The 22,918-nt window shown below is 72.4% G+C and carries 17 protein-coding genes and 1 pseudogene; 8 read left to right on the forward strand and 10 right to left on the reverse strand.

The genetic code is table 11. The features are described from left to right. Positions 1–35: 35 nt before the first annotated feature. On the reverse strand, positions 36–1,379 hold the full coding sequence (locus QF037_RS23255) for a helix-turn-helix domain-containing protein (protein ID WP_307028264.1): 1,344 nt from the start codon (positions 1,377–1,379) through the stop codon (positions 36–38). Positions 1,380–1,505: 126 nt separating this feature from the next. Here QF037_RS23255 and QF037_RS23260 point away from each other — a divergent pair, with 126 nt between their 5' ends. Then, positions 1,506–1,679 (forward strand): hypothetical protein, encoded by a 174-nt coding sequence (locus QF037_RS23260; protein ID WP_307028266.1) that lies wholly within the window; start codon positions 1,506–1,508, stop codon positions 1,677–1,679. 15 nt (positions 1,680–1,694) lie between these two features. Here QF037_RS23260 and QF037_RS23265 read toward each other — a convergent pair whose 3' ends face one another. After that, positions 1,695–2,270, reverse strand: coding sequence for a tellurite resistance TerB family protein (locus tag QF037_RS23265; protein ID WP_307028268.1), 576 nt, complete (start codon positions 2,268–2,270; stop codon positions 1,695–1,697). 97 nt (positions 2,271–2,367) lie between these two features. Between QF037_RS23265 and QF037_RS23270 the strand changes: the two genes are divergently transcribed. Then, the gene (locus QF037_RS23270; RefSeq protein WP_307028269.1) at positions 2,368–3,609 is read left to right on the forward strand and encodes an amidohydrolase; all 1,242 of its coding nucleotides are present in this window, start codon (positions 2,368–2,370) and stop codon (positions 3,607–3,609) included. A gap of 6 nt (positions 3,610–3,615) precedes the next feature. Here the strand turns inward: QF037_RS23270 and QF037_RS23275 are convergent, their stop codons facing one another. Genes QF037_RS23275 through QF037_RS23285 form a run of 3 tightly spaced genes read right to left on the reverse strand, consistent with a single transcriptional unit; the run spans position 3,616 to position 7,902 of the window. Then, positions 3,616–4,989: an extracellular solute-binding protein gene (locus QF037_RS23275; protein WP_307028271.1), complete on the reverse strand. Its 1,374-nt coding sequence runs from the start codon at positions 4,987–4,989 to the stop codon at positions 3,616–3,618. Then, on the reverse strand, positions 4,989–7,550 hold the full coding sequence (locus tag QF037_RS23280) for a caspase family protein (protein ID WP_307028273.1): 2,562 nt from the start codon (positions 7,548–7,550) through the stop codon (positions 4,989–4,991). Before QF037_RS23280 ends, QF037_RS23275 begins: the two co-directional genes overlap by 1 nt. A gap of 4 nt (positions 7,551–7,554) precedes the next feature. Beyond that, positions 7,555–7,902 carry an effector-associated constant component EACC1 gene (locus QF037_RS23285; protein ID WP_307028275.1) on the reverse strand — a complete coding sequence of 116 codons (348 nt, stop codon included), beginning with the start codon at positions 7,900–7,902 and terminating at the stop codon, positions 7,555–7,557. Between the two features lie 198 nt (positions 7,903–8,100). Here QF037_RS23285 and QF037_RS23290 point away from each other — a divergent pair, with 198 nt between their 5' ends. Then, the gene (locus QF037_RS23290; protein ID WP_307028276.1) at positions 8,101–10,065 is read left to right on the forward strand and encodes an Ig-like domain repeat protein; all 1,965 of its coding nucleotides are present in this window, start codon (positions 8,101–8,103) and stop codon (positions 10,063–10,065) included. Here the strand turns inward: QF037_RS23290 and QF037_RS23295 are convergent. Further along, a complete protein-coding gene (locus tag QF037_RS23295; protein ID WP_307028278.1) occupies positions 10,055–11,113 on the reverse strand; it encodes a hypothetical protein in 1,059 nt (352 codons plus the stop codon). The genes QF037_RS23290 and QF037_RS23295 overlap by 11 nt on opposite strands. Before the next feature lie 69 nt (positions 11,114–11,182). Beyond that, positions 11,183–12,517 (reverse strand): PP2C family protein-serine/threonine phosphatase, encoded by a 1,335-nt coding sequence (locus tag QF037_RS23300; RefSeq protein WP_307028280.1) that lies wholly within the window; start codon positions 12,515–12,517, stop codon positions 11,183–11,185. A 137-nt stretch (positions 12,518–12,654) separates the two neighbouring features. Between QF037_RS23300 and QF037_RS23305 the strand changes: the two genes are divergently transcribed. Then, complete coding sequence (locus QF037_RS23305; RefSeq protein ID WP_307028282.1) at positions 12,655–13,128, forward strand: hypothetical protein; 474 nt, start codon at positions 12,655–12,657, stop codon at positions 13,126–13,128. Between the two features lie 61 nt (positions 13,129–13,189). Here QF037_RS23305 and QF037_RS23310 read toward each other — a convergent pair whose 3' ends face one another. Then, the gene (locus QF037_RS23310) at positions 13,190–13,735 is read right to left on the reverse strand and encodes an SH3 domain-containing protein (protein ID WP_307028284.1); all 546 of its coding nucleotides are present in this window, start codon (positions 13,733–13,735) and stop codon (positions 13,190–13,192) included. Between the two features lie 143 nt (positions 13,736–13,878). On the opposite strand from QF037_RS23310, the gene QF037_RS23315 reads away from it, so the two are divergent. Further along, on the forward strand, positions 13,879–14,409 hold the full coding sequence (locus tag QF037_RS23315) for a hypothetical protein (RefSeq protein WP_307028285.1): 531 nt from the start codon (positions 13,879–13,881) through the stop codon (positions 14,407–14,409). Here QF037_RS23315 and QF037_RS23320 read toward each other — a convergent pair. Next, positions 14,324–15,652: an aminotransferase-like domain-containing protein gene (locus QF037_RS23320; protein ID WP_307028287.1), complete on the reverse strand. Its 1,329-nt coding sequence runs from the start codon at positions 15,650–15,652 to the stop codon at positions 14,324–14,326. The genes QF037_RS23315 and QF037_RS23320 overlap by 86 nt on opposite strands. A 100-nt stretch (positions 15,653–15,752) precedes the next feature. Here QF037_RS23320 and QF037_RS23325 point away from each other — a divergent pair, with 100 nt between their 5' ends. Together QF037_RS23325 and QF037_RS23330 are read left to right on the forward strand one after the other, a co-directional pair. Next, positions 15,753–16,499, forward strand: a complete 747-nt coding sequence (locus tag QF037_RS23325) for an alpha/beta fold hydrolase (protein ID WP_307028289.1) — start codon at positions 15,753–15,755, stop codon at positions 16,497–16,499. 70 nt (positions 16,500–16,569) lie between these two features. Beyond that, positions 16,570–17,490 (forward strand): annotated as a pseudogene (locus tag QF037_RS23330) (endonuclease/exonuclease/phosphatase family protein); the annotation flags it as partial. Between the two features lie 1,135 nt (positions 17,491–18,625). Here the strand turns inward: QF037_RS23330 and QF037_RS23335 are convergent. After that, positions 18,626–20,698 (reverse strand): PhoX family protein, encoded by a 2,073-nt coding sequence (locus tag QF037_RS23335; RefSeq protein ID WP_307028291.1) that lies wholly within the window; start codon positions 20,696–20,698, stop codon positions 18,626–18,628. Positions 20,699–20,992: 294 nt separating this feature from the next. Between QF037_RS23335 and QF037_RS23340 the strand changes: the two genes are divergently transcribed. Next, a complete protein-coding gene (locus QF037_RS23340) occupies positions 20,993–22,879 on the forward strand; it encodes a VWA domain-containing protein (RefSeq protein WP_307028293.1) in 1,887 nt (628 codons plus the stop codon). The last annotated feature ends 39 nt before the right edge of the window (positions 22,880–22,918 follow it).

Consider the following 22,918-nt stretch of genomic DNA (forward strand, 5'->3'; position numbering starts at 1 on the left):
CTAACCGGTGAGCCCTGTGCGCAGGCTCGGAAGGGTCATAGAGGAGGCTGTGCGGGTGCGGGCCCGAGGGTGGTGGTGCCGGGGGCCGTACGGTGGCCGAGGCCCGTCCGGTAGGCGTCCAGGGCCGCCTCCACCCGCCCCTCCCGGCGCAGCAGGTCCCCCAGCAGCCGGCACAGGTCGGCCAGGTCACCGGCGGCCCCCGCCCGTTCCAGCAGGCTCAGCGCCCGCACGTAGTGCTCCTCGGCGGCCTCCGGGTCGCGGGCGTCCTCGGCGATGATGCCGAGCAGCCGGTGGGCGGCGGCGGAGTGGACGGCGCCGCGCTCCGAGGACAGGTCCCCGAGCACGTCCTGGAGCAGGGCGGCGGCCTCGTCGGACTTGCCGCGCCGGTGCAGTACGTCGGCCAGCTCGACGGCGGCCTGGCTGCTGTAGAGGGCGGCCCGGGAGGCGGAGAGCATGGTGAGGGCCTGCCTCAACTCGTCCTCGGCGCGCTCCAGTTCGTTGTTCTGCGCGTACACGTACCCGCGCATCCAGTGGCAGTTGGCCAGCTCGGTGCGGAGCTGGAGCTGCCGGTACAGCTCGGCCGCCTTCGCGAGCGAGGCGTCGGCCTCGGCGACCCGGCCCTCGGCGATGAGGGTGCGGGCGACGGACCGGTGCATCCGGGCCACGAGGGCGGGGTCGCCGGCCTGCGGGGCGAGGGCGAGCGCGAACTCGGCGGCCTGGGCGGCTCGGGCGTGGGCGCCCATGTCCATGTAGGGCCCGATGATGCTGGCGTAGAGGAGGAGCAGCGCGTCGGGATCGTGCAGTCCGCCGCGGTTGAGCTCGTCGAGGGTGGACTCCAGGAGGTAGACGGCGTAGCGGAGTTCACCGGCGAGGTAGTGGGACAGGGCGCGGCCGCGCAGGGCGGGGACGCGGGCGGGCAGCGGAGCGTTGGCCAGCGTCTGCTCGGCCCGTTCGAAGTACTGCCGTCCTTCGACGAGCTCACCGGTCTCGACGGCGCACTCCCCGAGCCCGAGAAGGGCGGCGGCCCGCACCTCGACGATCCGCAGGGCGTCCGCCTCCGCGAGCAGTGCGGCGTACTGCCGGGTCGCCTCCTCGGCCTCGCCGGTGGCGAGGGTGCGCTGGGCCTCGACGATCCGCAGCCGCAGATCGGTGACGAGATGGGCGGGCCGGCCGGTGGCGAGCTCGTCGACCTCGACGCCGAGCCGCTCGGCGAGATGCCGCAGGGCCTGGTCGGAGGGCCTGACGCGGCCCGCCTCCAGGGTGGAGACATAGGCGGCGCTGTAGGCGGGCTCGGCGACCTGCCGCTGGGTGAGGCCCCGTTCGACGCGCAGCCGCTGGACTCTTCGCCCGATGGTCTCCGGATCGTCACGTTCAACCATGACCCAACTCCCCCTGCGCCTCTTGCCGTTGGGCAACGCCGGGCTCTAGGTTAAACGGCGTATTAAGCCTGCTTAATACGTTGCTGCTGTTGTTGGAGTTGCATCTGTCGTCGCTGCGAGGTCGTCGTGCTCGAACGCACCAGCACCACCGAGCGTTTCGTGAGGAGCGCCATCGCCGCCGTGGTCGCGGTGGCGGCCCTGGTCCTGGCGGCCAACGCGGGACCCGCGAAGGCCACGGAGGACCACCGGGCCGACCATGTGGAGCAGGTGGAGCAGGCCGGGCACGCCCGGCGGGGCTAGTGCCGCGGCACTAGGTCAGAGCTGGAACTCCGCGGGGTTCAGCCCCAGTGCCGCGCAGGCCTCCTGGAGGACCATCTGCTCCGCCTGGGAGAAGTGACCGTCGGCACCGGCGATGACGATGCCGGTCTGGATCACGGCCCGGGCCTCGGTCGGCTTCTTGGCGGCCTTGGCGATGTCCTGCATCGCCTCGGCCTTCCCCTGCGGGAAGTTACGGGTGAGCTGCTCCACATGCTTGTGGAAGCGCTGGCGCAGCTGCTCCGGCGGGAAGTTCTGCAGCACCTCGTTGCTGAGGATCATCTGCTCCATCTGCTGCATCTCGGACGCGTCCACCTGACCGTCGGCCGCCGCGACCAGCGCGCACATCGCCATGCTCGCGTCCCGGTACGCACCGCTCTTCAGCTCGGTCTTGATCGAGCCGAGCTGGTTCTTCAGCAGGCCCACCAGCTGGGCGCGGGAGCCACCGCCCGATCCACCGTGCGAGCCCGCGCGCGATCCGGTCTGCGAGCCGTGTCCCCCGGTCGTGCCGCGCCCGCCCTGCGCCTGCTGCTGCAAGCTCTTGGCCTGGTCCTTGAGCCGGTCGAACAGTGCCATTGCCGTCACCTCGGTACTCGTCTGATCGATCTCACCCCGGAAACGGCCCCGCCCCGGAAAAGGTTCCACGGCGGGCCCCCGGCATAGATTGCCCCCCATGACCTCCACAGCCGCCGGTACCGCGCTGGACCTCACCGCCGACCTCCCGGTCCCGGAACTGGAGGACCTCTACCGGGACCTGCACCGCCACCCCGAGCTCTCCGGCCAGGAGCACCGTACCGCCGCACGGTTCGCCGAGCGGCTGAGGAAGGCGGGGTACGACACCGCCGAGGGCATCGGCGGCACCGGAATCGCCGGGGTGCTGCGCAACGGGGACGGACCCGTGGTCCTGCTGCGCGCCGACATGGACGCGCTGCCCGTCCAGGAGGAGACCGGACTGCCGTACGCCTCCGAGACCCCCGGGGTGATGCACGCCTGCGGGCACGACCTGCACGTGACCTGGCTGACCGGCGCGGCCCAGGTGCTGGCGGCGGGACGGGACACCTGGTCCGGGACGCTGGTGGTGATCGGACAGCCCGCCGAGGAGAGCGGCGGCGGGGCGGCGGCGATGGTGGCGGACGGGCTGTACGCGCGCGTGCCGCGCCCCGACGTACTGCTCGGGCAGCATGCGGTGCCGGGGCCCGTGGGGCTGTATCCGCACGTTCCCGGGCTGATCATGTCGGCCACCACCGACGTCGACATCGTGGTGCACGGGCGGGGCGGGCACGGCTCGCGGCCGGAGACGACGGTGGATCCGGTCGTGACGGCGGCGTACATCGTCACCCGGCTCCAGACGGTGGTGAGCCGGGAGGTGCCGCCCCGTGAGTCCGCGGTACTGACGGTCGGACGGATCGAGGCGGGCACGGCGGCCAACGTCATCCCGTCCACCGCCCGGATCTCCCTCAACCTGCGCACCCAGTCGGAGGCGGTACGCGAACGGATGCTCGCCGCGATCCGCCGGATCGCCGAGGGCGAGTGCCGGGCCGCGGGGTGCCCGCGCGATCCGGAGGTGATCCTGGGCGGGTCCTATCCGCTGACCGTGAACGACGCGGACACCGACCGCCGGGTCGCGGACGTGCACCGCGAGGTGTTCGGCGAGGGCACGGTGTTCGATCCCGGCCCGGCGATGGGCAGCGAGGACTTCTCCCTGCTGGCGGCGGACGGACAGCCGTACTCCTACTGGTTCGTGACGACCACCCCGGCCGAGACCTGGGACGCGGCGCCGGGCGGCGACGACCTGCCGGCCCGCCTGGACGCGCTGCCGAGCAACCACAGCCCGCGCTTCGCGCCCGATCTGTCGGTGGTGGGGCCGGGGGTGCGGACGCTGGTGGCGGGCGCGCTCAGCCATCTGGTCCGGTAGGGCGCTCTAGTCCGGCAACGCCTTCTTCAGTGCCGCGTCCAGCGCCGCCGCCAGCTCCGCGTCACCCGGCGGACTGTCGCCCAGGAGCGGGCCCAGCTGTGCCGTGAAGGTCTGGGTGAAGGCTCCGTAGAGCGGGGTGCGCGGGCGCTGGACCGCCTCTTGGAGGGCGGGGAGCAGGATGGTGCGGGCGTAGCGGGGACGGCCCTCGTCGTCGCGGGGCATGCGGTCGGCCCGCTCACCGGTGGGCGAGGTGGAGGGGGAGGGGGCCGCGGGGTCCAGGGGGCAGCGGATGTCCTGGGTGTAGGCCGAGGTCCGGGTCGCCGCGAACCCCGCGTCCAGCAGGCAGCGTTCACTCCCCGGGCTGGTGAGATACCTGATCAGCTCGGTCGCCTTGAGCGCCCGCTGCGAGCCCTCGGTCACCGCGAGGTTCTGGCCGCCGAGCACGGCCCGGCCGGGAAGCGGGGCGACGCCCAACTGCCCTTCGGTGAAGGACTGGTGGAGGGTGCGGTAGGCGTACGGCCAGTGGCGCAGGAACGCGGTGCGGCCGTCGGCGAAGTCGCTCAAGGAGTCGGCCTCGTCGGAGTGGACGGCGTCCTGGAGGGTGTACGGGGACGCGGTACGGCGGCGCAGTTCGGCGATCCCGTCGGTCAACTGACCGACGTCGGCGTCGTAGTGGCCGTCGGGGCCGGTGAAGTGGAAGCCCTCCGTCGCCGACGCGAACGCCTCGACCCCGTTGACCGTACGGCCCTCGTAGGGGGCGAGCTGCGTGGTCCAGCCCTTCTGGTAGGCGCCCACGGCGGGATGCTCGTCGATCTCCTCGATCAGGTCCTCCAGCTGCCCCCGGTCGAGCCCTGCGCTCAGGTCCGTCTGCTGCACACCGGCCGCCTCGAGCAGATCGCGGCGGTAGTAGAGCAGCCCGACGTCACTGTTGAACGGCACCGCGTACACCTCGTCGCCCCAACGGGCCGTTTCCGCGACGGACTCGATGTGATCGCTATCGAGCACGTCGTCCCGGGGCAGCGGGCGGATCAGCCCGGCCGCGGCGAACTCCGGTACCCATGTCACATCCAGGTTGACGACGTCGTAGACCGAGCTGCCGGACTGCAGCGCGCCGAGCAGCTGGCTGCGCTGCTCGTCGGCGCTGCCCGGCAGCTCGACGAGGCGGGCACGGTACCCGGAGTTCGCCTTCTTCTCCCGCTCGTTCCAGTCATCGATCAGCTGCTGCCGGATCCCGTTCTGCCCGGTCACATCCCGCCCCCCGGCGACCACGATGTCCCCGGCCACGTCGGGAGAGGGGGCGGCGGGGGTGGTGGAGCCACCGGTGCAGGCGGTGACGGCCAGCAACAGGGCAGCGGCGAGCAGTCGGCGTCTTCGGCCCATCAGTCCTCCCCCGTTCCGGTGCGGGCCACCTCGTCCGCCAGGGCCGCGCCGAGGTCGTCGCCGGCGTCCAGGCAGCGGCCGCCGCTCGCGATGGCGATACGCGCCGCCGGTGCGGTGGGGTCGCAGCCGGCGGAGTCCAGGGAGACCGTGGCCACCGGGATCTTCGCCGACCGGGCGCGGGTCAGGACGTCGTCGAGGTTCCCGGCGGTCAGTGCGGTGTCGTCCTCGCCGTCGGTGATGTGGACGATGAGCTGGGGGCGGTCGTCGGCGGTGCCGCGTTCCGCCATCTCGTCGAGCGCGGCGAGCAGCGCGGCGTGCGGGTCGGCCTGGGCGTCGCGGACCTCCGCGCGGGTGTCGACGGCGCGCTCGGCCTCCTTGCGGGTGTGCGGGCCGAAGGCGAGCACGGTCTCGTACCGGCGGTCGCCGGAGGTTCCCGAGACACCCCACACCGCGTACTCGTCCTTCCCGCCGAGCCCGCCCAGGGACTGCTTCAGCAGGCCGGGACCACCGCTCGGGCCCTTCCAGAGGCCGGCCATCGAACCGGAGCTGTCGAGGAGATACAGGACCCGGCCGGGGCCGTGCGCGGCGCGGTACCGCTCCAGGACGTCCGTCATCTCGCCCGCGCCCGCGGACTCGTCGAGCGGTTCCGGATCGGGCAGCACCCCGGCGGCGAGCGGCGATCGCAGTTCCCCGTCCGTGGAGCGGAAGCCGTCCCCGGCGAACACCGCCCGCCCCTCCTTCCCGGTCAGCCACGCCCGGAAGTCCTCGGCGGCCCGGTCGCGCGCGGACTCGTCGCGGTCGCCGCCCTCCCAGCGCACCCGGACGAAGGTGGGCTGCACCCCGGGCACGTCGTTCGGGTACTGGGCCGTGCGCGGGGTGCGTGTCGTACGTTCGCAGGCGACGCCGCTGCGCAGCAGGAACTCCGGTACGAGGGCCGCCGTACGGTCGTCCACGGCGTTGTCCTCGGGCAGCGCGCACAGCAGGTCGGCGCCGGTCGGGGCGGGCGGTCCCGGCTGGGCGACCTTCTGCTCGGCACCGGCCGCGTCGGTGTTCGCGGTGTCGTACAGGCCGATCGTGGCGAGCAGTGCCGCGTCGGCGAACTCCGGGTCGGGACGGCGTACCGCGGCGTTCTCGTCGCGCACCCGCAGATGGTCGATCATCCTCGACAGGGGGAGCCCGACCCGGTCCCCCAGGGACTTCGCGGCGATCCGGTCCGGTACCGCGAGCACGACCGGTGAGTGCGCGAAGGGCTCGTCGTCCGGCTTCAGTTCGGCCACGGCGTCGGTGTCCTGGAGGGCGGCGACCCGGGCGGCGTCGGCGGGGGAGGCCGGGATCCACACGTCCGGCTGCGGGCCGACGTCCCGCTGCGGGTTGGACTCCTCGTCACGCGGCTCCTGCCAGGCCACCGAGTCCTGGCCGAGCGCGGCGACCGTGTCGGCGGACCCCGCGCTGTAGACGGTGATCCCGCTGCGCCGGCAGCCGTCGCCGGTGGTGTTGGCGTCCGACGTCAGATAGGCGTCGGTCGCCGCGGTGACCGACGGCGCGAGATCGGGGTCGGTCAGGACGCGCAGTTCCAGGGGCGGGGGGCAGGGGTCGCTGCCGGAGGTCAGGGCGACGATGCCGTAGGAGCCGAGACCGATCGCGGCGACGGCGAGCAGGGCGGTGAGGCGGGTGGGGCCCACCGCGCGCAGCAGACCGGGGAGGCGGGAGCGGCGCAGCCGGGCGCCGACGGTGCCGGCCCAGGTGCCCAACAGGGCGAGGAGGGCGGCCAGGGGACGCCGGGGCGGCACGGGTGGCGGGGGCGGCGGCGGGGGCGGCTTCACCCCGGGCGCCGACAGCAGGACGTCCTCGTCCGGCTCGGATCTGCTCTGCGGCTCCCACGGATCGCCCCGCACGGTCTCGTACCCGTCGGCGGCCATCCGGGCCCGTAACGCGTCCGACAGCTCCCGGAACCCCAGCTCGCCGCCCTCGTCCAGAAGCTGTACGAGCTCGCCGGTGAACGGCGTCGGCGTGCCCGGATCGCCCGCGTCGACCCGGTGGTTGGCCTGCACGCTCATCAGCAGCAGCACCCGGCGCTTGCTCTCGAACCGCTCCCACAGCCAGGCCGCGTTGCCCGCGAAGCAGCAGTCGAGGATCACCACGACCCGCTCGGCCGGGCTGCCCGCGAGCACCGTCAGCACGGTGGTGAACATCTCCGCGCCCGGGAACACCGCGTGCCGCCCCGGGACCACGCGCGCGTTGTGCATCTGCAGGAACAGCTCGTCGCCCGCGCTCGGGATGGCCCCGTGCCCGGCGAAGTACAGCAGGAGCAGGCCCTCGGCCTCGCCCGCGGCGGTGTGCAGGGCCCGGTTGAACTCGTCCTGGGACGGGGAGCGGGAGACGACGACGTCGTGCTCGCCGAACACCCGGCCACGCAGCAGCGCGTCCCGCAGCCGGTTCACGTCGTGCTTGACGGCCGGCAGGTCGCCGGGCACCCCGTGCGGCGGGTCCGTGAACTCGTACTCGGAGACACCCACCAGCAGCGCCCGGTTGACCCGTCCTCGCGGGTCGAAGCGGGTCACCGGCCTACCTGTCGTCGTGGAGGTCCACGATGTCGACGCGGCCCGTGGGCGGATCCCCGTTCTCCACGCCCCGGCGGACGTCCCGCCACTCCTCCACCGATCGTTTGACGTACTCCAGCAGCTCCTTGCAGACCGCGGCCCCGGCGCCGCCCGCCATCGCCACGACGATGTCCATGCCGATGCCCATCGGGGCGCCGGACTCGTCGGTCCGCGGCCGCTCCAGGATGTGCAGCTCGCCGGCGCGCACCCGCTCGTCGAGCCGCTGCTCCCGCTCCAGCCACTTGCGCAGGGCGTCGATGTCGCTCTCGCTCGCGGTCCCGTCCAGCCGTACGCGTATGCCTTGGTCGGCCACTCCATCCCCCTCAGCCATAACTCACCATCATGGCAGCGGAGTTGTGTACACGGGAGGGTTCGTACGGGACCCCTGTGCCGACGTTGTCGGTGGCATGACTTACTCTTCGCTCACTCGCCACACGCGCCCCACAGGTTCCACACATGGCTGTGCGCGTGGGCCTCCACTTTCGTACCGGGGGGTTCGAACCAAGTGCGCATGCGCTCCCTCACGGCCGCCACCACGTTGGCGGTCCTCTTCAGCTCGGCGGTCCTGACCGCCACGCCGGCGTCCGCGGACGCCACCAGGTCCCTGCCGGTGAAGCAGACCGCGGACATCGTGGTGGACGGCGTCCACCAGCGGGTCTTCGTCAGCGACCCGAGCAACGGGAAGATCGTCGTCACCGACTACGCCGGGAACGTCACCCGCCAGCTGACGGGCCTGCCGGGCGTCGTCGGCCTGGAGCTGTCCGCCGACTCCGGCACCCTGTACGCGGCCGTCCGGGACGCCGACGCGATCGTCGCGTTCGACACCGCGACCGACACCGAGACCGCCCGCTACTCCGCGGGCGACGGCCCGCTGAGCGTCGCCCTGGCGGGCGGCAAACTGTGGTTCGGCTACGGCTCGGCGGGCGAGGGCAACATCGGCTCGGTCGACTTCTCCGGCGAGCAGCCCGTGGTCACCCTCGCCCAGGAGGGGAACCTCTGGTACACCGGCCCGATGCTGGACGCCGCACCCGGCGCCGACACCCTGATAGCGGGCGCGATCGGCCAGAGCCCGGTCGCCCTGGCCTCGTACGACGTGTCGACCGGCACCCCGACTCGTACCGCGTACTCCACCGAGGCCGGCAGCAACCTCGGGGACCTCCAGGTCACCCCGGACGGCCAGGACGTCGTCGTGGCCAGCGGCGCGCCCTACCACCACCAGGTGTTCAAGACCTCCGACCTGACGGCGGACGGCAGTTACGCCAGCGACGCCTACCCGAACTCCGTGGCCATCGCCCCCGACGGCGCGGTCGCGGCGGGCATCTCCGGGGCGTACGAGCCGGACGTCTACGTCTACAAGGCGGGCGGCACCACCTCCGTCCGGGAGTACGACTTCCCGGACACCGACCCCACCGTCACCGGCGCCGACGAACTCTCCGACGGCGGCCTGGCCTGGGCGCCGGACGGCTCCCGGCTGTTCGCGGTGACGTCCAACTACTCCGGTGTGTACTCACTGCGGGTCCTCGAGGCGCCCACCAAGGCGGCCACCTCGATCACCGTGACCGCCCCGGACACCGCCACCCGCGCCAAGCAGCTCACCGTCAAGGGCAAGGTCTCCTCCAAGGTCGCGCTGCCCGCCGGCATCAAGCTCACGGCGACCCGCACCGACCTGGAGAACACCTCCGGCAAGGCGCTCCCCGCGGTGGCGGTGAAGTCCGACGGCACGTACTCCTTCACCGACACCCCGACGGTCGGCGGCAAGGTCACGTACACGCTGAAGTACGCCGGTGACGCCGACCACGCGGCTGGCACCGGCTCCGACAGCGTCGCCGTCTCCCGCGCCAAGACGACCCTGACGCTGAACAACAACGGCAAGGTCTACTCGTACGGCAAGGACGTCAAGTTCACCGCGCACCTCGGTGCGACGTACAAGAACCGCAAGGTGGAGATCTGGGCCGACCCGTTCGGCGGGGACAAGGCCAACAAGCTGGTGAAGTCCGGCACGGTCAACTCCAGCGGCAACCTGTCCGTCACCCTCGACCTGAAGCGGGACACCAAGGTCACGGCGAAGTTCGCGGGCGACGCCCGGTACGCGCCGAAGTCGGTGTCGAGCACGGTCGGCGCCAAGGTGAAGGTGTCGACGGCCGTCAGCAAGCACTACAAGACGAAGTACACGTGGGGCCACACCTACTACTACTTCAAAAAGTCCACGAACCCGCTGTTCACGACCACGATGACGGCGTACCCGGACCGCAAGCAGCGCATGGAGTTCGAGTTCTACTACGACGGCACGTGGTACGACCTCGGCTCGGAGTACTTCGCGCTGGGCTCCGCGGGCATCTCGAAGGTGCAGCTCACCGGTGAGCACGAGACGGGCTACCGGATGCGCGTCCGCTCCTCGTACATCAACTCCTCGTCGGGCGACACCGTGAACTCGACGACGCACGGCGCGTGGAAGTACTTCATCTTCACGAGCTGATCGTCTGGAGCCGGTCCAGCTGCCGGTGCACATGGTCCAGGGCGCCCTCGCGGCGCCCTGGCACCCGCGCCCTCAGATCGGCCAGCGCGGGCCCGAGTTCCCGGGCCCGCGCCGGGTCGTCGATGCGCCCCCACTGATGGTGGGCCCGGTCGGCGGCGGCCTCCACGGCGGGCGCGTCCGGGGCCTGCCCGGCGGCCAGCCGCGTGGTGGCCACGGACAGCCAGGCCCGGCAGCTGCGCGCCGGGTCCTCGGCGAACATCGCCAGATCCGCCCGGACCTCACTCCAGTGCAGCGCCTCCTCGGAGGCCGGCCCGTGCGCGCGTACGGCGGTCAGCTCGTGGTGCGCGGCCAGCGAGTCGGCGTCCCCGTGCCGCCGGGCCGCGACGGCGGCCGAGATCAGCACGTGCGGGTCGCCCGCGGCGGGCCCCTGCGCGCTCAGGACGTGTCCCAGGCCCTCCTGCGGGGTCCGGCTCAGCGCCTGCTGGTGCAACTGCTCCAGCGGGGGCCGGTGTCCACTGCGCAGGATCGTCGCGACGGCCTTCATGTACGCGGGCGTCGACACCGTGCGCCGGGACGGCGGCGGTGCGATCCGGCCGTAAACCGCGTTGTTGCGGCCCGTGTCCAAGGGGTTCGCCCGCAGCCACTCCCAGGTCTCCTGGTCGGCGTGCAGATCCAGCACGAAGTCCGTCGCGCCGGCCGGGCGCAGCCGCAGCTCGTCCCGGAACCAGTGCCAGGGGAAGGCGGTGTAGCGGACCGTCGAGGGGGTGGTGCGGGCCAGCGCGAGGTGGGGCAGGTGCTGGCGGCGGTCCAGCTGGAGCTGGCCGGTGAGGAACACGGTGAGCGGGCCGGGGGCCGCCGCGGCGGCACGCAGCCGGGTCAGGACCGCCTGCGGCTCCACCGGGTCCGCGAGCTCGACCACGTTGGCCGTGTCCGTGCCGGACAGGACGGCGGGCGGTACGGCGGCGAGGACCGGGAGCACGGAGGCCGCGTCGACCAAACACCCCCTGCCCGCCGGTGCGGCGGCCAGCAGCAGCACGGTTCCGGGCATCGGTCCCTCCCCATCCCCCGTCGATCACGTACGGCAGCACCGTAGCCGCTGCGGCTGCGAAGGTGGACCTCAGGACGGCGAACGTCCCTTTCCTGACGGACTGCCCACCGGCCGCCGTACCGCGAACACCGTCGTGTCGTCGGCCAGCCGTCCCCCGCAGTGCCGCAGCGTGCCGTCGCGCACGAAGGCGACCAGACGGTGCGGTTCGGCGATACGCGGATCGGCGGCGACAGCCTCGCTGACCTCGGCGGCGAGCGGGTAGAAGAGGCCGCCGGGGTCACGGGCCTCGGTCACGCCGTCCGTCGTCAGCAGCAGGGTCTCACCGGGCGCCAGGGGCACCCGCAGCACCGGGGGCGGGCCGCCGGGGGCGAGTTCACCGAGCCCGAGCGGGAGCGCCTCGCCGGGCGGCAGGTGCCGTACGCCCTCGGGGCCGACGACCAGCGGGGGTTCATGGCCGAAGACGACGGCGTCGACAGCGCCGGGGTCGTCGTCGGGGAAGCCGAGCAACACCGCCGTGGCGAAGCGGTTTGCGTCGCCGCCGCCGCGGGGGCCGCTGCCGTCGAACCCCCGTCGTCCGCCCGGAGGGCGGGCCCCGCGGCGTCCGGTGCGTGCGATCGCAAGGCGCCGGAGTGCCCTCGTGGCGGAGCCACGTGGGCGGTCCGGCAACGCGGCGAGCGTGCGTGCCGGACGCCGCGGGGCAGGCGGGGGTTCGACGGCAGCGGCCAGTGCCTTGATGTGCCCGCGATGCCGCACCATCCGTACCTCCAGGCGCTCCGCGACCGTCGTGAGGTCCGCCTCGTGGTACCCGGCCTCGCGGAACGTACCGAGCAGCGCGGCGGCCGCCTCCACCGCCCCGAGGCCCTTGCCCTGGACGTCGCCGACGAGGACCCGGGTGCCGTGCGGACCGGGCTGGATGTCGTAGAAGTCGCCGCCGACCCGGGCCTCCACGTCGGAGGCGAGATAGACCCCCGCGTGCTCCAGGCCGCCCCAGTCCGCGGGGAGGGGACGCAGCACCGTGCGGCGCGTGGTGTCGGCGATGTCCCGCATGTGCAGCATCAGCCGCTCACCGCGCACCCGGACCGCACAGGCCAGCACGGCGAGGACGCCGCCGACGCCGACGAGGATGAAGTCGGGCAGTCCGCTCTGGTACCGGTTCGGGTACGAGGTGTCCGCGAGGAGATAGTTCAGCTGCGCGAGCACGCCGAAGACCGCGGTGCCCCACACCCCGCAGATCGCGGCGGCGATACCGGGCACCAGCACGACCCAGCTGATCATCCGGAACTCGCCGGCCGTGTTGAAGTCGATCACCGTGATGCCGATGAGCAGCAGCAGCGGCGGCACCCAGGCGACGCTGTGGCCGCGGACCCGCAGCAGCTCTCCGCGGCTGCGGACGTCGCCCTTCATGCCGTTCAGCGAAACACGGCGTGCCCGGGGTCGCCATCCGGTGCCGGATACTCTCTTCCGCCGACTTGCCAGCGCCTCCTCCCAGGTGTGCTCTGGAATCCGGGGGCAATCCGGGGGCGAGAGAGAGGAGTCCTCTCATGGCTCATGCGGCACCCGCGTCCCGCCGAGCGAAGCGATATGGGGGTCCCCCCGGCCGAAGGCTGGGGGAGACCCGCGGAACGCCCGATGTCTTCAGCGAGCGGGTCCACAGGGCGGCGCGGTACGGGATCCCCGTCGTCCTCGGCCTGGTCTACGGCTACTGGGCCGCGGCCAACCGCCGCGGCGGCGGCGAGATCACCGGCTGGAACATCCTGTTCGGCTTCGTGACCGCGCTCACGTTCATCGTGCTGTGCCTCGCGGTGGCGACGTTCGCGCCGCTGCTCAAGCGCGAACTGCACTCTCTGGTGAAGTCCGCCTTCGCGGGCGCGGCGGTCGGCTTCCTCTACAGCCAGACCGGCGAGAGCGTGCTGCGGTCCGCGGTCCTGGGGCTGGTGGTCACGGCGGGCATCTTCGGCGTGTTCTTCTACCGCTACTACACCCGCGAGGACGGGGCCGGAAACCGTCTGCGCTGACCCCGGGTGACCTGGGCAAAGGGGCCCGGCAGCCGCTGCCGGGCCCCTTCGTCTCCCTCTCTCACCCACCGCCCGGGAACATGTCCCAGGCGTCCGCCGAGGACCCGGTGGCACTCCAGCTCCACGAGCCGGAGAAACTCCAGGTTCCGGACCCCGACGCGCTCCACGAGTCGTTCCAGTACGGGTCGTCCCAGTTGCTCCAGGCCCCGTCCTTCCACTCGGGACACGGATCGGCGCAGCTCGGCACCGAGCGACCGCCCGTGTCGACGAAGACGGCGCTGGCCCAGCCCTGGGCGCCCTCGAGCCAGTACCAGTACCGATTGCCGTTGACTCGCTGCCCCTTGACCTTGCAGTCCACGCGGTCCTGGCTCCACGGCGAGAGCTGCGCGACGACGGGCGAGTGAGTGGTGGGCGCGGCTCTCACATTGAGGTCGACGCCGGAGACGATGGTGCCCCAGATCGGACCGCCGGATCCGCCACCGCCATGCCCGTCGGCATAAGTCGGCGGGGCGGCGGCTGCTGCCGTGGTGCCCGCTGCCGCGACGGCCAGGGTGCCGCCGGTGAGCAGGGCCGCGGCCAGAGTCCGCAGGGCCGGAGTGGTGCGCATGGATTCGGCCTCCTTCTCCCCAGATCCAGGAAACACCCGTTCGGGTGAACCCTCCACCGGAGAGCCCGGCCGGGGGTGCCGTCATGCGGCCATATGCAGTCACCCCGGTCGCGCACACGCCCCCGGCGCCCTTGCCTGGAACCGTGCGCCCACCCCTCCGCAACGCCGTCTCGACCGCCCTGATCGCCCTGGCCTGTCTGCTCGTCCCGTTCGGGGTGCTCGCGGCCTGGGCCACCTACGGAAGAAATGCCGAGCTCCCCCGGCTCAGGCATCAACTCACCGACCCCTACCTGCCGTTCGAGGTCGCCGGATTCTGGCTCCCCGTCACCGCGCTGGTCCTCGCCGCCACCGGTATCGCGGTCGCCGCCTGCCGCCGCCGCGCGGTCACGGCGACCTCGCTGGGCACGGCGCTGGGCGGCGCGTTTTTGGGCCTCGCGGTGACACTCGGCCGCCATCTGACCCTCTCCGACCTGCACGAGACCCGCCGCCCCGCCGCCGGCGCCATCTACGACGCCCTCACCGTCACCCTGCGCACGGTCTCCTGGCTGCTGGTCGCCCTCGGCGTCACCGCGGCCTGCACCACCTGGCTCACGGCCGTTTGCGCACGACGCCGGCAAGCGTCCGCAGCGCCCGTTCCAGATCCCGCGGTGCGGCCGACGCGAGCCCGAGCCTGACCGCGTCCGGCGTCCGGTTCGGGTCGACGGCGAAGGCGGGCCCCGGCGTCACGGCGATCCCGAGCGCCGCCGCGGCGGCCGTGAAGGTGTCGGCACGCCATGGCGCGGGCAGCTCCCACCAGGCGTAGTAGACCTGCGGATGAGCCCGTACGACGAACCCGTCGAGCTCCTGGGCGACGAGCCGCTGCCGCATGGCCGCGTCCGCCCGCTTGGCCTCCACCAGCCGCTGGACGACCCCCGCCCCGACCAGCCGGACGGCCGCCTCCAGCGCGAACCGTCCCGCACTCCACCCGCCGGAGCGGATCGCCGCGGCCACGGCGTGGCGGCGGTCCTTCGGTACGACGACGAAGCCGGCGGTGAGCCCCGGCGCGACCCGCTTGGACAGGCTGTCGACGACGTGGGTGAGACCGGGCGCATGAGCGGCGAGGGGGTCGGGGGCGTGCGGGTGGAGGAAGGACCAGATGCGGTCCTCGACGACCGGGAGGTTCAGGTCGGCCACGGTGAGCGCGATCTCGCGGCGCCGGTCCCAGCTCATCGTCAGGGAGGTCGGGTTGTGCAGCGTCGGCTGGAGGTAGAGCGCGGACAGCGGGGCCGTGCGATGGGCGGCGGCGATGGCCTGCGGCAGCGGTCCGTCCCCGTCCACGGCCAGTGGGACCAGGGTGATGCCCAGCTGCGCGGCGATCTCCTTGACCAGGGGATACGTCAGCGACTCCACCCCCACCCGGCCGCCCGGCCGGACCAGGGAGGCGAGGGTGGCGGCGATGGACTGACGGGCGTTGCCGGTGAACAGCACCTGGGCCGGGTCGGGGTGCCAGCCGGGGGTCGCGAGGAGTGCGGCCACCGCCTCGCGCGCCGCCGCGGTGCCTGTGGCGGCGGCCGGGAGGAGCGCCTCGGTGAGGACGTCGGGGCGCAGCAGGGGTTCGAGGACGGGGGCGAGGAGCTCCGACTGGCCGGGCGCGGAAGGGTAGTTGAGCTCCATGTTCACGGGCGCCCGGGTCGCCTGCTCGGTCAGCGCCCGTCCGGCGGGCCCGGCCGGGGCGGCCCGCACGAAGGTGCCGCGTCCGACCTCCCCCACCACCAGCCCCCGCCGCACGAGTTCGCCGTACACCCGCCCCGCCGTCGACCCGGCGATCCCGCGCCGTCGGGCGAACTGCCGTTGCGGCGGCAGCCGTTCACCGGGCTTGAGCCGTCCGGCGGCGATGTCGTCGGCGAGTCGGTCGGCGATGCGCCGGTAGTCGTCCACGGGTCCCCCTCTTGCTTCACTGCTCTGTACGTTCTCGCGATTGCACCGAGGGCAAAGATCTTATTGCACCGAGGAGTTGGGGCGGCCTAGGGTCGACGTCATGGCGACAGTCCCTCTGGTCCTGGTCCACGGTCACCCCTTCGACCACACGATGTGGAACCCGCAGCGCGCGGCCTTCTCCGCCGACCGTCAGGTGATCACCCCCGACCTGCGCGGCTACGGCACCTCACCCCGAGTCCCCGAGGTCACGCGCTTCGAACAGTTCGCCCAGGACATCCGGGAACTGCTGGACGAACTGGATGTGCGGGAATGCGTGTTGGCCGGCCTCTCCATGGGCGGCCAGATCGTCATGGACTGCTACCGCCAGTTCCCCGAACGCGTCCGGGGACTGGTCCTCGCCGACACGTTCCCGGCGCCGGAGACACCCGAGGGCGTCGAGGTCCGGCACGCCATGGCGGACCGCCTGCTGCGGGAGGGCATGCGGGGCTACGCCGACGAGGTGCTGGAGAAGATGGTCGCCCCGTACGCGGATGCCGGGGTGAAGGCCCACGTCCACCGCATGATGACGGCCACCTCCCCGCAGGGCGCCGCTGCGGCCCTGCGCGCCCGCGCCGCCCGTCCCGACTACCGCGACCTGCTCACCCGCGTCACGGTGCCCGCCCTGGTCGTCGTGGGCACGGACGACGCGTACACCCCCGTCGCCGACGCGGAGGCGATGCACGCGGCCCTGCCCTCCTCGCAACTGGTGGTGATCGAGGGTGCCGCCCATATGCCGAACCTGGAGCGGCCGACGGAGTTCAACGAGGCGCTGGGGGAGTTTCTGACAAAGGTGGACGCGTCCTCCTAGGCTCGGAGCGGTGAGCAGCCCCGAGGAACGGCCCGTACGACGGGAACGGCGAGCACGGCACAGACTCGGCATCCGGATCGCCGCCGTGCTGTTCGCCGTCGTCAGTGTCGTCATGGGGTGCCGGCTCGCCGACGTCGACGGGATCACGCCCGTCCCCCAGTTCCTCGCCTTTCTACCCTGGCTGGTCGCGCCCACCGCGGCCGGCCTGGCCCTCGTCCTCCTCGCCCGCTGGTGGCCGGGGGCGGTGTGGGGTGTCGTCCTGCTCGGGTTGCTGGCCTGGTTCATCGAGCCGTACGGCAAGACCACCGAGCCGGGCGGGCCCGCGGTCGCCTCCTTCCGGGTGCTGACCTCGAACGTGGAGTTCGGGCAGGCCACCGGGGCGCTGATCGACGCCGTACGGCGTCAGAAGCCGGAGCTGGTGTTCGTTCAGGAGTGCGAGTACACCTGCGACGCCGAGCTGAAGCGGACCCTGGGCGGCACCTATCCGCACCGGCAGGCCGTCGAGGGCGGCGGCTCCGCGGGGTCCGTCGTCCTCAGCCGGTTTCCGCTGAAGGCCGCCGATCCGGTCCCCGGCACGATGGGGATGCCCGGAGCCGTCGCCGATGTGCGCGGGCATGCCGTACGGCTTCAGCTCGCGCACCCGATGCCGCCGCTCCCCGGGCGGGTGGACGTGTGGCGGCGTGAACTGGGCGCACTGCGGGACTTCGCGGCGGAACAGGCGGGCGGAACGACCCTGCTGGCGGGCGACTTCAACGCCTCCCAGGACCACGCCGTCTTCCGCCGCATCCTCGACACCGGGTTGCGCGACGCCGCCCGGCTCGCCGGCGACGACCGCACACCGAGCTGGCCGGCCCGGACCGCGCCGACGCTCGGGGCGCAGATCGACCACGTCCTGCTGTCCCCGGACTTCTCCGCGGAGACGGCCCGCTTCCTGGATCTGGCCGACACCGACCACCGGGCCCTTCTGGTGAGCATCACGCTGCACGCACGCACGCCCATGACGTACGGCAAGGAAGTCCGCAGGAGCCGTGTTCAGCTCTGCCTCGGGCACCTCGCAGGTGGCGTTGAGAAACCACATGCCGCCGCGTTCCAGCAGGTCGGACTCGCCCCTGCGGTACAGGGCGAGCGTGGCGAGCTGCTCCATCGAGGCGCTGAAGGCCACGTTCTTGACCCGCCCCGACGTGGTCCAGACCGACACCGTGCGCTCGGCGATCTGCCACGAGAGCATCCGGTCGTCGTAGGGCTGGGCACCCTGGGGGCGGAAGACGAGAGGCTTCTCGGTGGCCTTGCGGTAGCGCTTCGAGCCGGGCTTGCCGAGGTTGCCGGTCTTCAGGTTCGCCTTCAGCGTGGTGTACGCGTCACAGGTCTTCTTGATCACGTGCTGGGCGGCCTGCGCACCCAGGCTCCAGCGGGACTTGACCGCCTCGTAGGTGTGCTTGCGCAGGGGGAAGTTCTTGAACTCCCCGCGCTCGAAGGCGATCTCACTCACCCAAGTGGCAGCCTCGTTGCAGGCGTGCAGGGTCGCCTCGAGCGCCGCCGCCTGTCCGGGTGTCGGCAGGAGTCTGATCTGCACCACCAGCTTCACGATCACTGACCCTACGCACCCGTACGAGACACCCCCACGCGTTCGGCAGCGTTCATCACACCGAGCGACCCAACCGGCCACGCGTTCGCATCACCAAGCTCCGCCGGGGACGGCACCCGGCCGCTCCGCGGCCGATTCGGGACCATCAGGCGCGAGCCTGGACGATGAGGGTGCCCACAGTGCGCGGCCCAGGTGGCGCAGGCGCACGCCCCCACCGGCCCCGGCTTCAACGTGTACGCCTGTCCTGAGTGCGCGCCGCACTACCCGCCCCTGACCGACGTACTCGAACTCCTCGAACCCACCCGGCGCCGCTCGCGCCTCACCCTGCACGTCTACAGAGTCGACGCGGAGGGCGCGCTGACCGAGGACGGGGTGAGGTCGAGGCCCTGGTCGGCGGGCGCACGGATCCGGTGCCGCGCACATCGGCGTATCCGCCGTGCGCTTGCCCGAGATGCAGAGACCCGCGATAGCCACCACCCCACTGACCCTGGTGGTGAGTGGCTGGAGCGCGCGGCCCCACCCACTCACCACCAGGGACTTCTCAGACGCCGATGTCGTCGCCGTCCTTGCGCCACACCGCCACGACCGCCGGGCGGACGATCCGGCCCGGGCCGTCGGGCCAGACGCTCGCCGGGTTCTCGACCGTCGCCCCGCTGATCTCGCCCGGGTGCTGGACGGCGACCAGGACACGGCGGTCCTGGACGATCGGGCCGCAGGTCTCGGCACCGATCGGCATGGTCAGGAACTGCTTGAGCTCACCGCGCCGGTCGCCCTTGGTCGCGACGCCGAACAGGCCGTCGTGGTGGCCGAGCTGGGCGCCGTCGGTGGAGATCCACAGGTTGCCGTGCGGGTCGAAGGCGACGTTGTCCGGGCAGGAGATGGGGCTGACGCGGTCCTTGGGGAAACCGGCGAAGTAGGTGGCCGGGTCGTTCGGGTCACCGGCGACGAGGAACAGCAGCCAGGCGAACTTCGTGCTCTCGGGCCGGTTCCAGCGCTCGGTCAGCTCCAGGATCTGGCCGTGCTTGTTGGCATTGCGCGGGTTGGCCTCGTCCGCCGGGGCGTTGCTGCCGACACCGCGGTTGGTGTTGTTGGTGAGGGCGACGTACACCTTGCCGGTGTTCGGGTTCGGCTCGATGTCCTCGGGCCGGTCCATCTTGGTCGCGCCGACCTTGTCGCCGGCGAGGCGGGTGAAGACGAAGACCTCGTCGGCGCTCATGCCGTCGACGTGCGAGACGGCACCCTCGGCGGTCGCGGTGGCCAGCGGTATCCACTCGCCGCTGCCGTCGAACTCGCCGTCGGAGGGCAGCTTGCCGGTGCCGTCGATCTCGATGGCGGGGGAGTCGCCGGTGAGCTTGGCGACGTAGAGCGTGCCCTCGTCGAGCAGCGAGAGATTGTGCTCGCGGACGGCGCGGCCCGTCCCCCTCTTCATCCGCTTGCTGCTGACGAACTTGTAGAAGTAGTCGAAGCGCTCGTCGTCACCGGAGTAGACGACGGGGCGCCCGTCGCCGGTGAGCCGGATGGTGGCGCCCTCGTGCTTGAAGCGGCCTATGGCGGTGTGCTTGCGGGGCGTGGAGGCCGGGTCGTACGGGTCGAACTCGACGACGTATCCGAAACGGTGGACCTCGTTGGGCTCCTGGGCGACGTCGAACCGCTTGTCGAAGCGTTCCCACTTGCGCTCGGTCGCGCCCGTCCCGATGCCGTACCGCTTGTCGGTGGCCCGGCTGCTGTTGGCGAAGTACTGGTTGAAGTTCTCCTCGCCGTGCAGGCTCGTGCCCCAGGGGGTCGTCCCGCCCGAGCAGTTGTTGAGCGTCCCGAGGACCTTCGTCCCCGTCGGGTCGGCGGAGGTCTTCAGGAGATCGGAGCCGGCGGCCGGGCCGGTGAGCCGGAACTCGGTGGTGGCCGTGACCCGGCGGTTGAGGGGATGGCGGGGTACGACGGTCAGCTTGCCGGTCTTACGGCTCTCCTCGACCACGACCGCGGACAGCCCGTGTGCCGCCCAGGCGATCTCGACCTGCTCGCGGGTGGGGTTGGCGGCGTCGTAGCCGCGGAACATCAGGACCTCGTCGGTGTACTCGTGGTTGGCGACGAGAAGCTGCTTGCCGTGGCCCAGCGGGAGCAGGGTCAGGTAGTCGTTGTTGTACCCGAACTGTCCGGCCTGGGCGGCGGCGCTCTGGTTGTCCGGGTCGAAGGCGGGCGCACCGCGCAGGATGGGCTCGCCCCAGCGGACGACCACGTTCTGGGCGTAGCCGTCCGGGACGGTGACCTGGTCGGCGGTGTTGGGCGCGACCGGGGTGAAACGGAGCCCGCGGGCTGCCTTGCCGTTGCCGGGCTTGTACGAGGCGGCGGTCGCGTCGGTGGCGGCGTGGGCCTGCGGCGCCGCCGCGACGGTGGCGGAACCGGCGGCCGCGGCGACCGTGACGACGGCGGCGGCCTGCATGACCGACCGCCGGCTGACGGCACCGGCGATGACGTCGCCGACGTACTCGTTGGCACTCGTGTTGGGCGCCTCGTGGAAGCAGGCGTTGCCGCACCGGTACAGGCAGGTCAGGGCGGAGCGGCCGCCCGGGTGGGTGTCGGACGACGACGTTCTGATCAACGGCAGCAGTTTGCGCATTTTGTGTTTCCCTTGCTTCCCCATGGGATCCCCTTGAATCCGCGTCACGGACGCTAGGAGCCCGTCTGTGCGGCAGCGGGGACTGCCGGTGAACTGCCGGTGAATCCGAGGTAGCGGTAAGAGAGTTGGCGGCCCGGGGGAGGATGGGGACCGGCCTGTGGCCGGTTGGCGGTCTTGACGGAGGCAGGGTCCTGTGGCAGCCCCTGCCTAAGATCACCATCCGAGGCGGCTAACCTTACGTGTCCGTCCTGGCCAGGGATTTACGGGCATCAACTCACGCGAAGGGTTGCGCACATGGGCATTCTCACTCTCCTGCGGAACGCGTTCGGCCGGTCACGCAAGGGGCGCAGCGCCGAGGCAGAGGGTGCGGAAGGGACGAAGCCGACGGTGCCCTCCCCGTCACGCGAGCCCTCGACCCCGACCCCGACCTCGGCCACGGCCCAGGTCCCGGAGCAGCGTCCGTCGACGTCGGCGACCCTGTCGGCGAAGGACGAGCACGACCTCGTGTCGGCGGCGTTCGACAACGTGGCGGTACCGAAGCCGGGGGGCCCGGTGGAAGAGCGGGAGCCTGCGGCGGGCTCAGCGGAGACGGTGCCGGTAGCCGCCGAGAAGGCGACGCCGGTGCCTGCCGAGGAGGCTGCGGCGGAGACCGCCGTGGCGGAAGAGCCGACGCCGGCCGCCGAGGAGGCTGCGGAAGAGCCGACGCCGGTGACGGCCGAGGAAGCCGTGGCGGAGACCGCCGTAGCGGAGCCGGTCACGGAAGAAGCGAAGGCCGAGGAGCCGACGCCGGTCGCGGAAGAGCCTGCGGCAGAGCCGACGCCGGTGACAGCCGAGGAAGCCGTGGCGGAGACCGCCGTAGCGGAGCCGGTCACGGAGGAAGCGAAGACCGAGGAGCCGACGCCGGTCGCGGTGGAGCCGGTCGAGGAGTCCGCGCCGGTGGTCGAGGAGACCGCCGTGGACGAGACGGCTGCCGAACCCGTCGCGGAAGCCGCGCCGACGACCGAGACCGAGCCGGTCACGGAGACCGAGACGGAGACCGCCACCGACCCCGAGCCTGAGCCTGCGGTCGAGGAGTCCGCCCCGGAGGAGTCGGCGACTGCCGAGGAGCCCGTCGCGGAAGTCGAGCCGGAGACAGTCGCGGAGACCGCCGCCGAAGCCGACCCCGCCCCGGAGGCGGCCGCAGAGGCCGTCGCGGAGGAGTCGGCAGCTGCCGAGGAGCCCGTCGCGGCGACCCGGCCGGAGCCCACCCCCGAGCCCGAGACGGTCGTCGAGGAAACGTCGCCAGAGCCAGTCTCTGCTGAGGCCTCCGCCGAGGCACCGGTCACGGAGGAGCCCACCCCGGAACCCGCCGCGGAGACGGAGCCGGAGCCGGTCGTAGAGCCCACACCCGAGCCCGAGCCGGTCGCCGAGGAGACCGCCCCGGAGCCGGCGGCAGAGCCCGTCGCCGCGGCGGAGCCCGAGACGCAGCCGGTCGTCGAGGAACCCGCCGCCCCCGCACCGATCGCCGCGGCCGCCGACGGCGAGTCCGCCCCGCAGGAGCCAGCCGCGGTCGCCCACGACGCCGCCGCCCTCGCCCTCGCCAAGGCCGGCCTCACCACCGCCCGCGCCAGGACCTACCTCGTCCTGGACCGCTCCGCGAGCATGCGCCCGTACTACAAGGACGGCTCCGCACAGGCCCTCGCCGACCAGACCCTCGCGCTCGCGGCCCACCTCACCCCGGACGACGAAGCCGGCAACCCCTCCGTGCACGTCGTCTTCTTCTCCACCGAGGTCGACGGCACCACCGACCTCACCCCCGCCTCCCCGAAGGACGCGATCGACGAGGCGCACGCCGGTCTCGGCCGCATGGGCCGCACCAGCTACCACGCCGCCGTGGAAGCCGTACTCGCCCACTACGACAAGACCACCCCCGACGCGAAGACCCCCGCCCTGGTCGTCTTCCAGACCGACGGCGCCCCCGACGCGAAGACCCCCGCCACCCAGGCCCTGACCGACGCCGCGAAGAGCCACCCCTCGGTGTTCTTCTCCTTCGTCGCGTTCGGCGAGCACGAGAACAAGGCGTTCGACTACCTCCGCAAACTGAAGACCGACAACACGGCCTTCTTCCACGCGGGCCCGACCCCCAAGGAGCTCACGGACGCGGAGCTCTACGACGGCGTACTGATCGACTGGCGCCCGTAGTCACCGAAGATCCACACACTCCCGGCCGCCCGCTTCCCA

Origin of the sequence: Streptomyces canus (assembly GCF_030815415.1) — a bacterium.
In the GTDB taxonomy this organism is placed as follows: Bacteria; Actinomycetota; Actinomycetes; order Streptomycetales; family Streptomycetaceae; genus Streptomyces; species Streptomyces canus_F.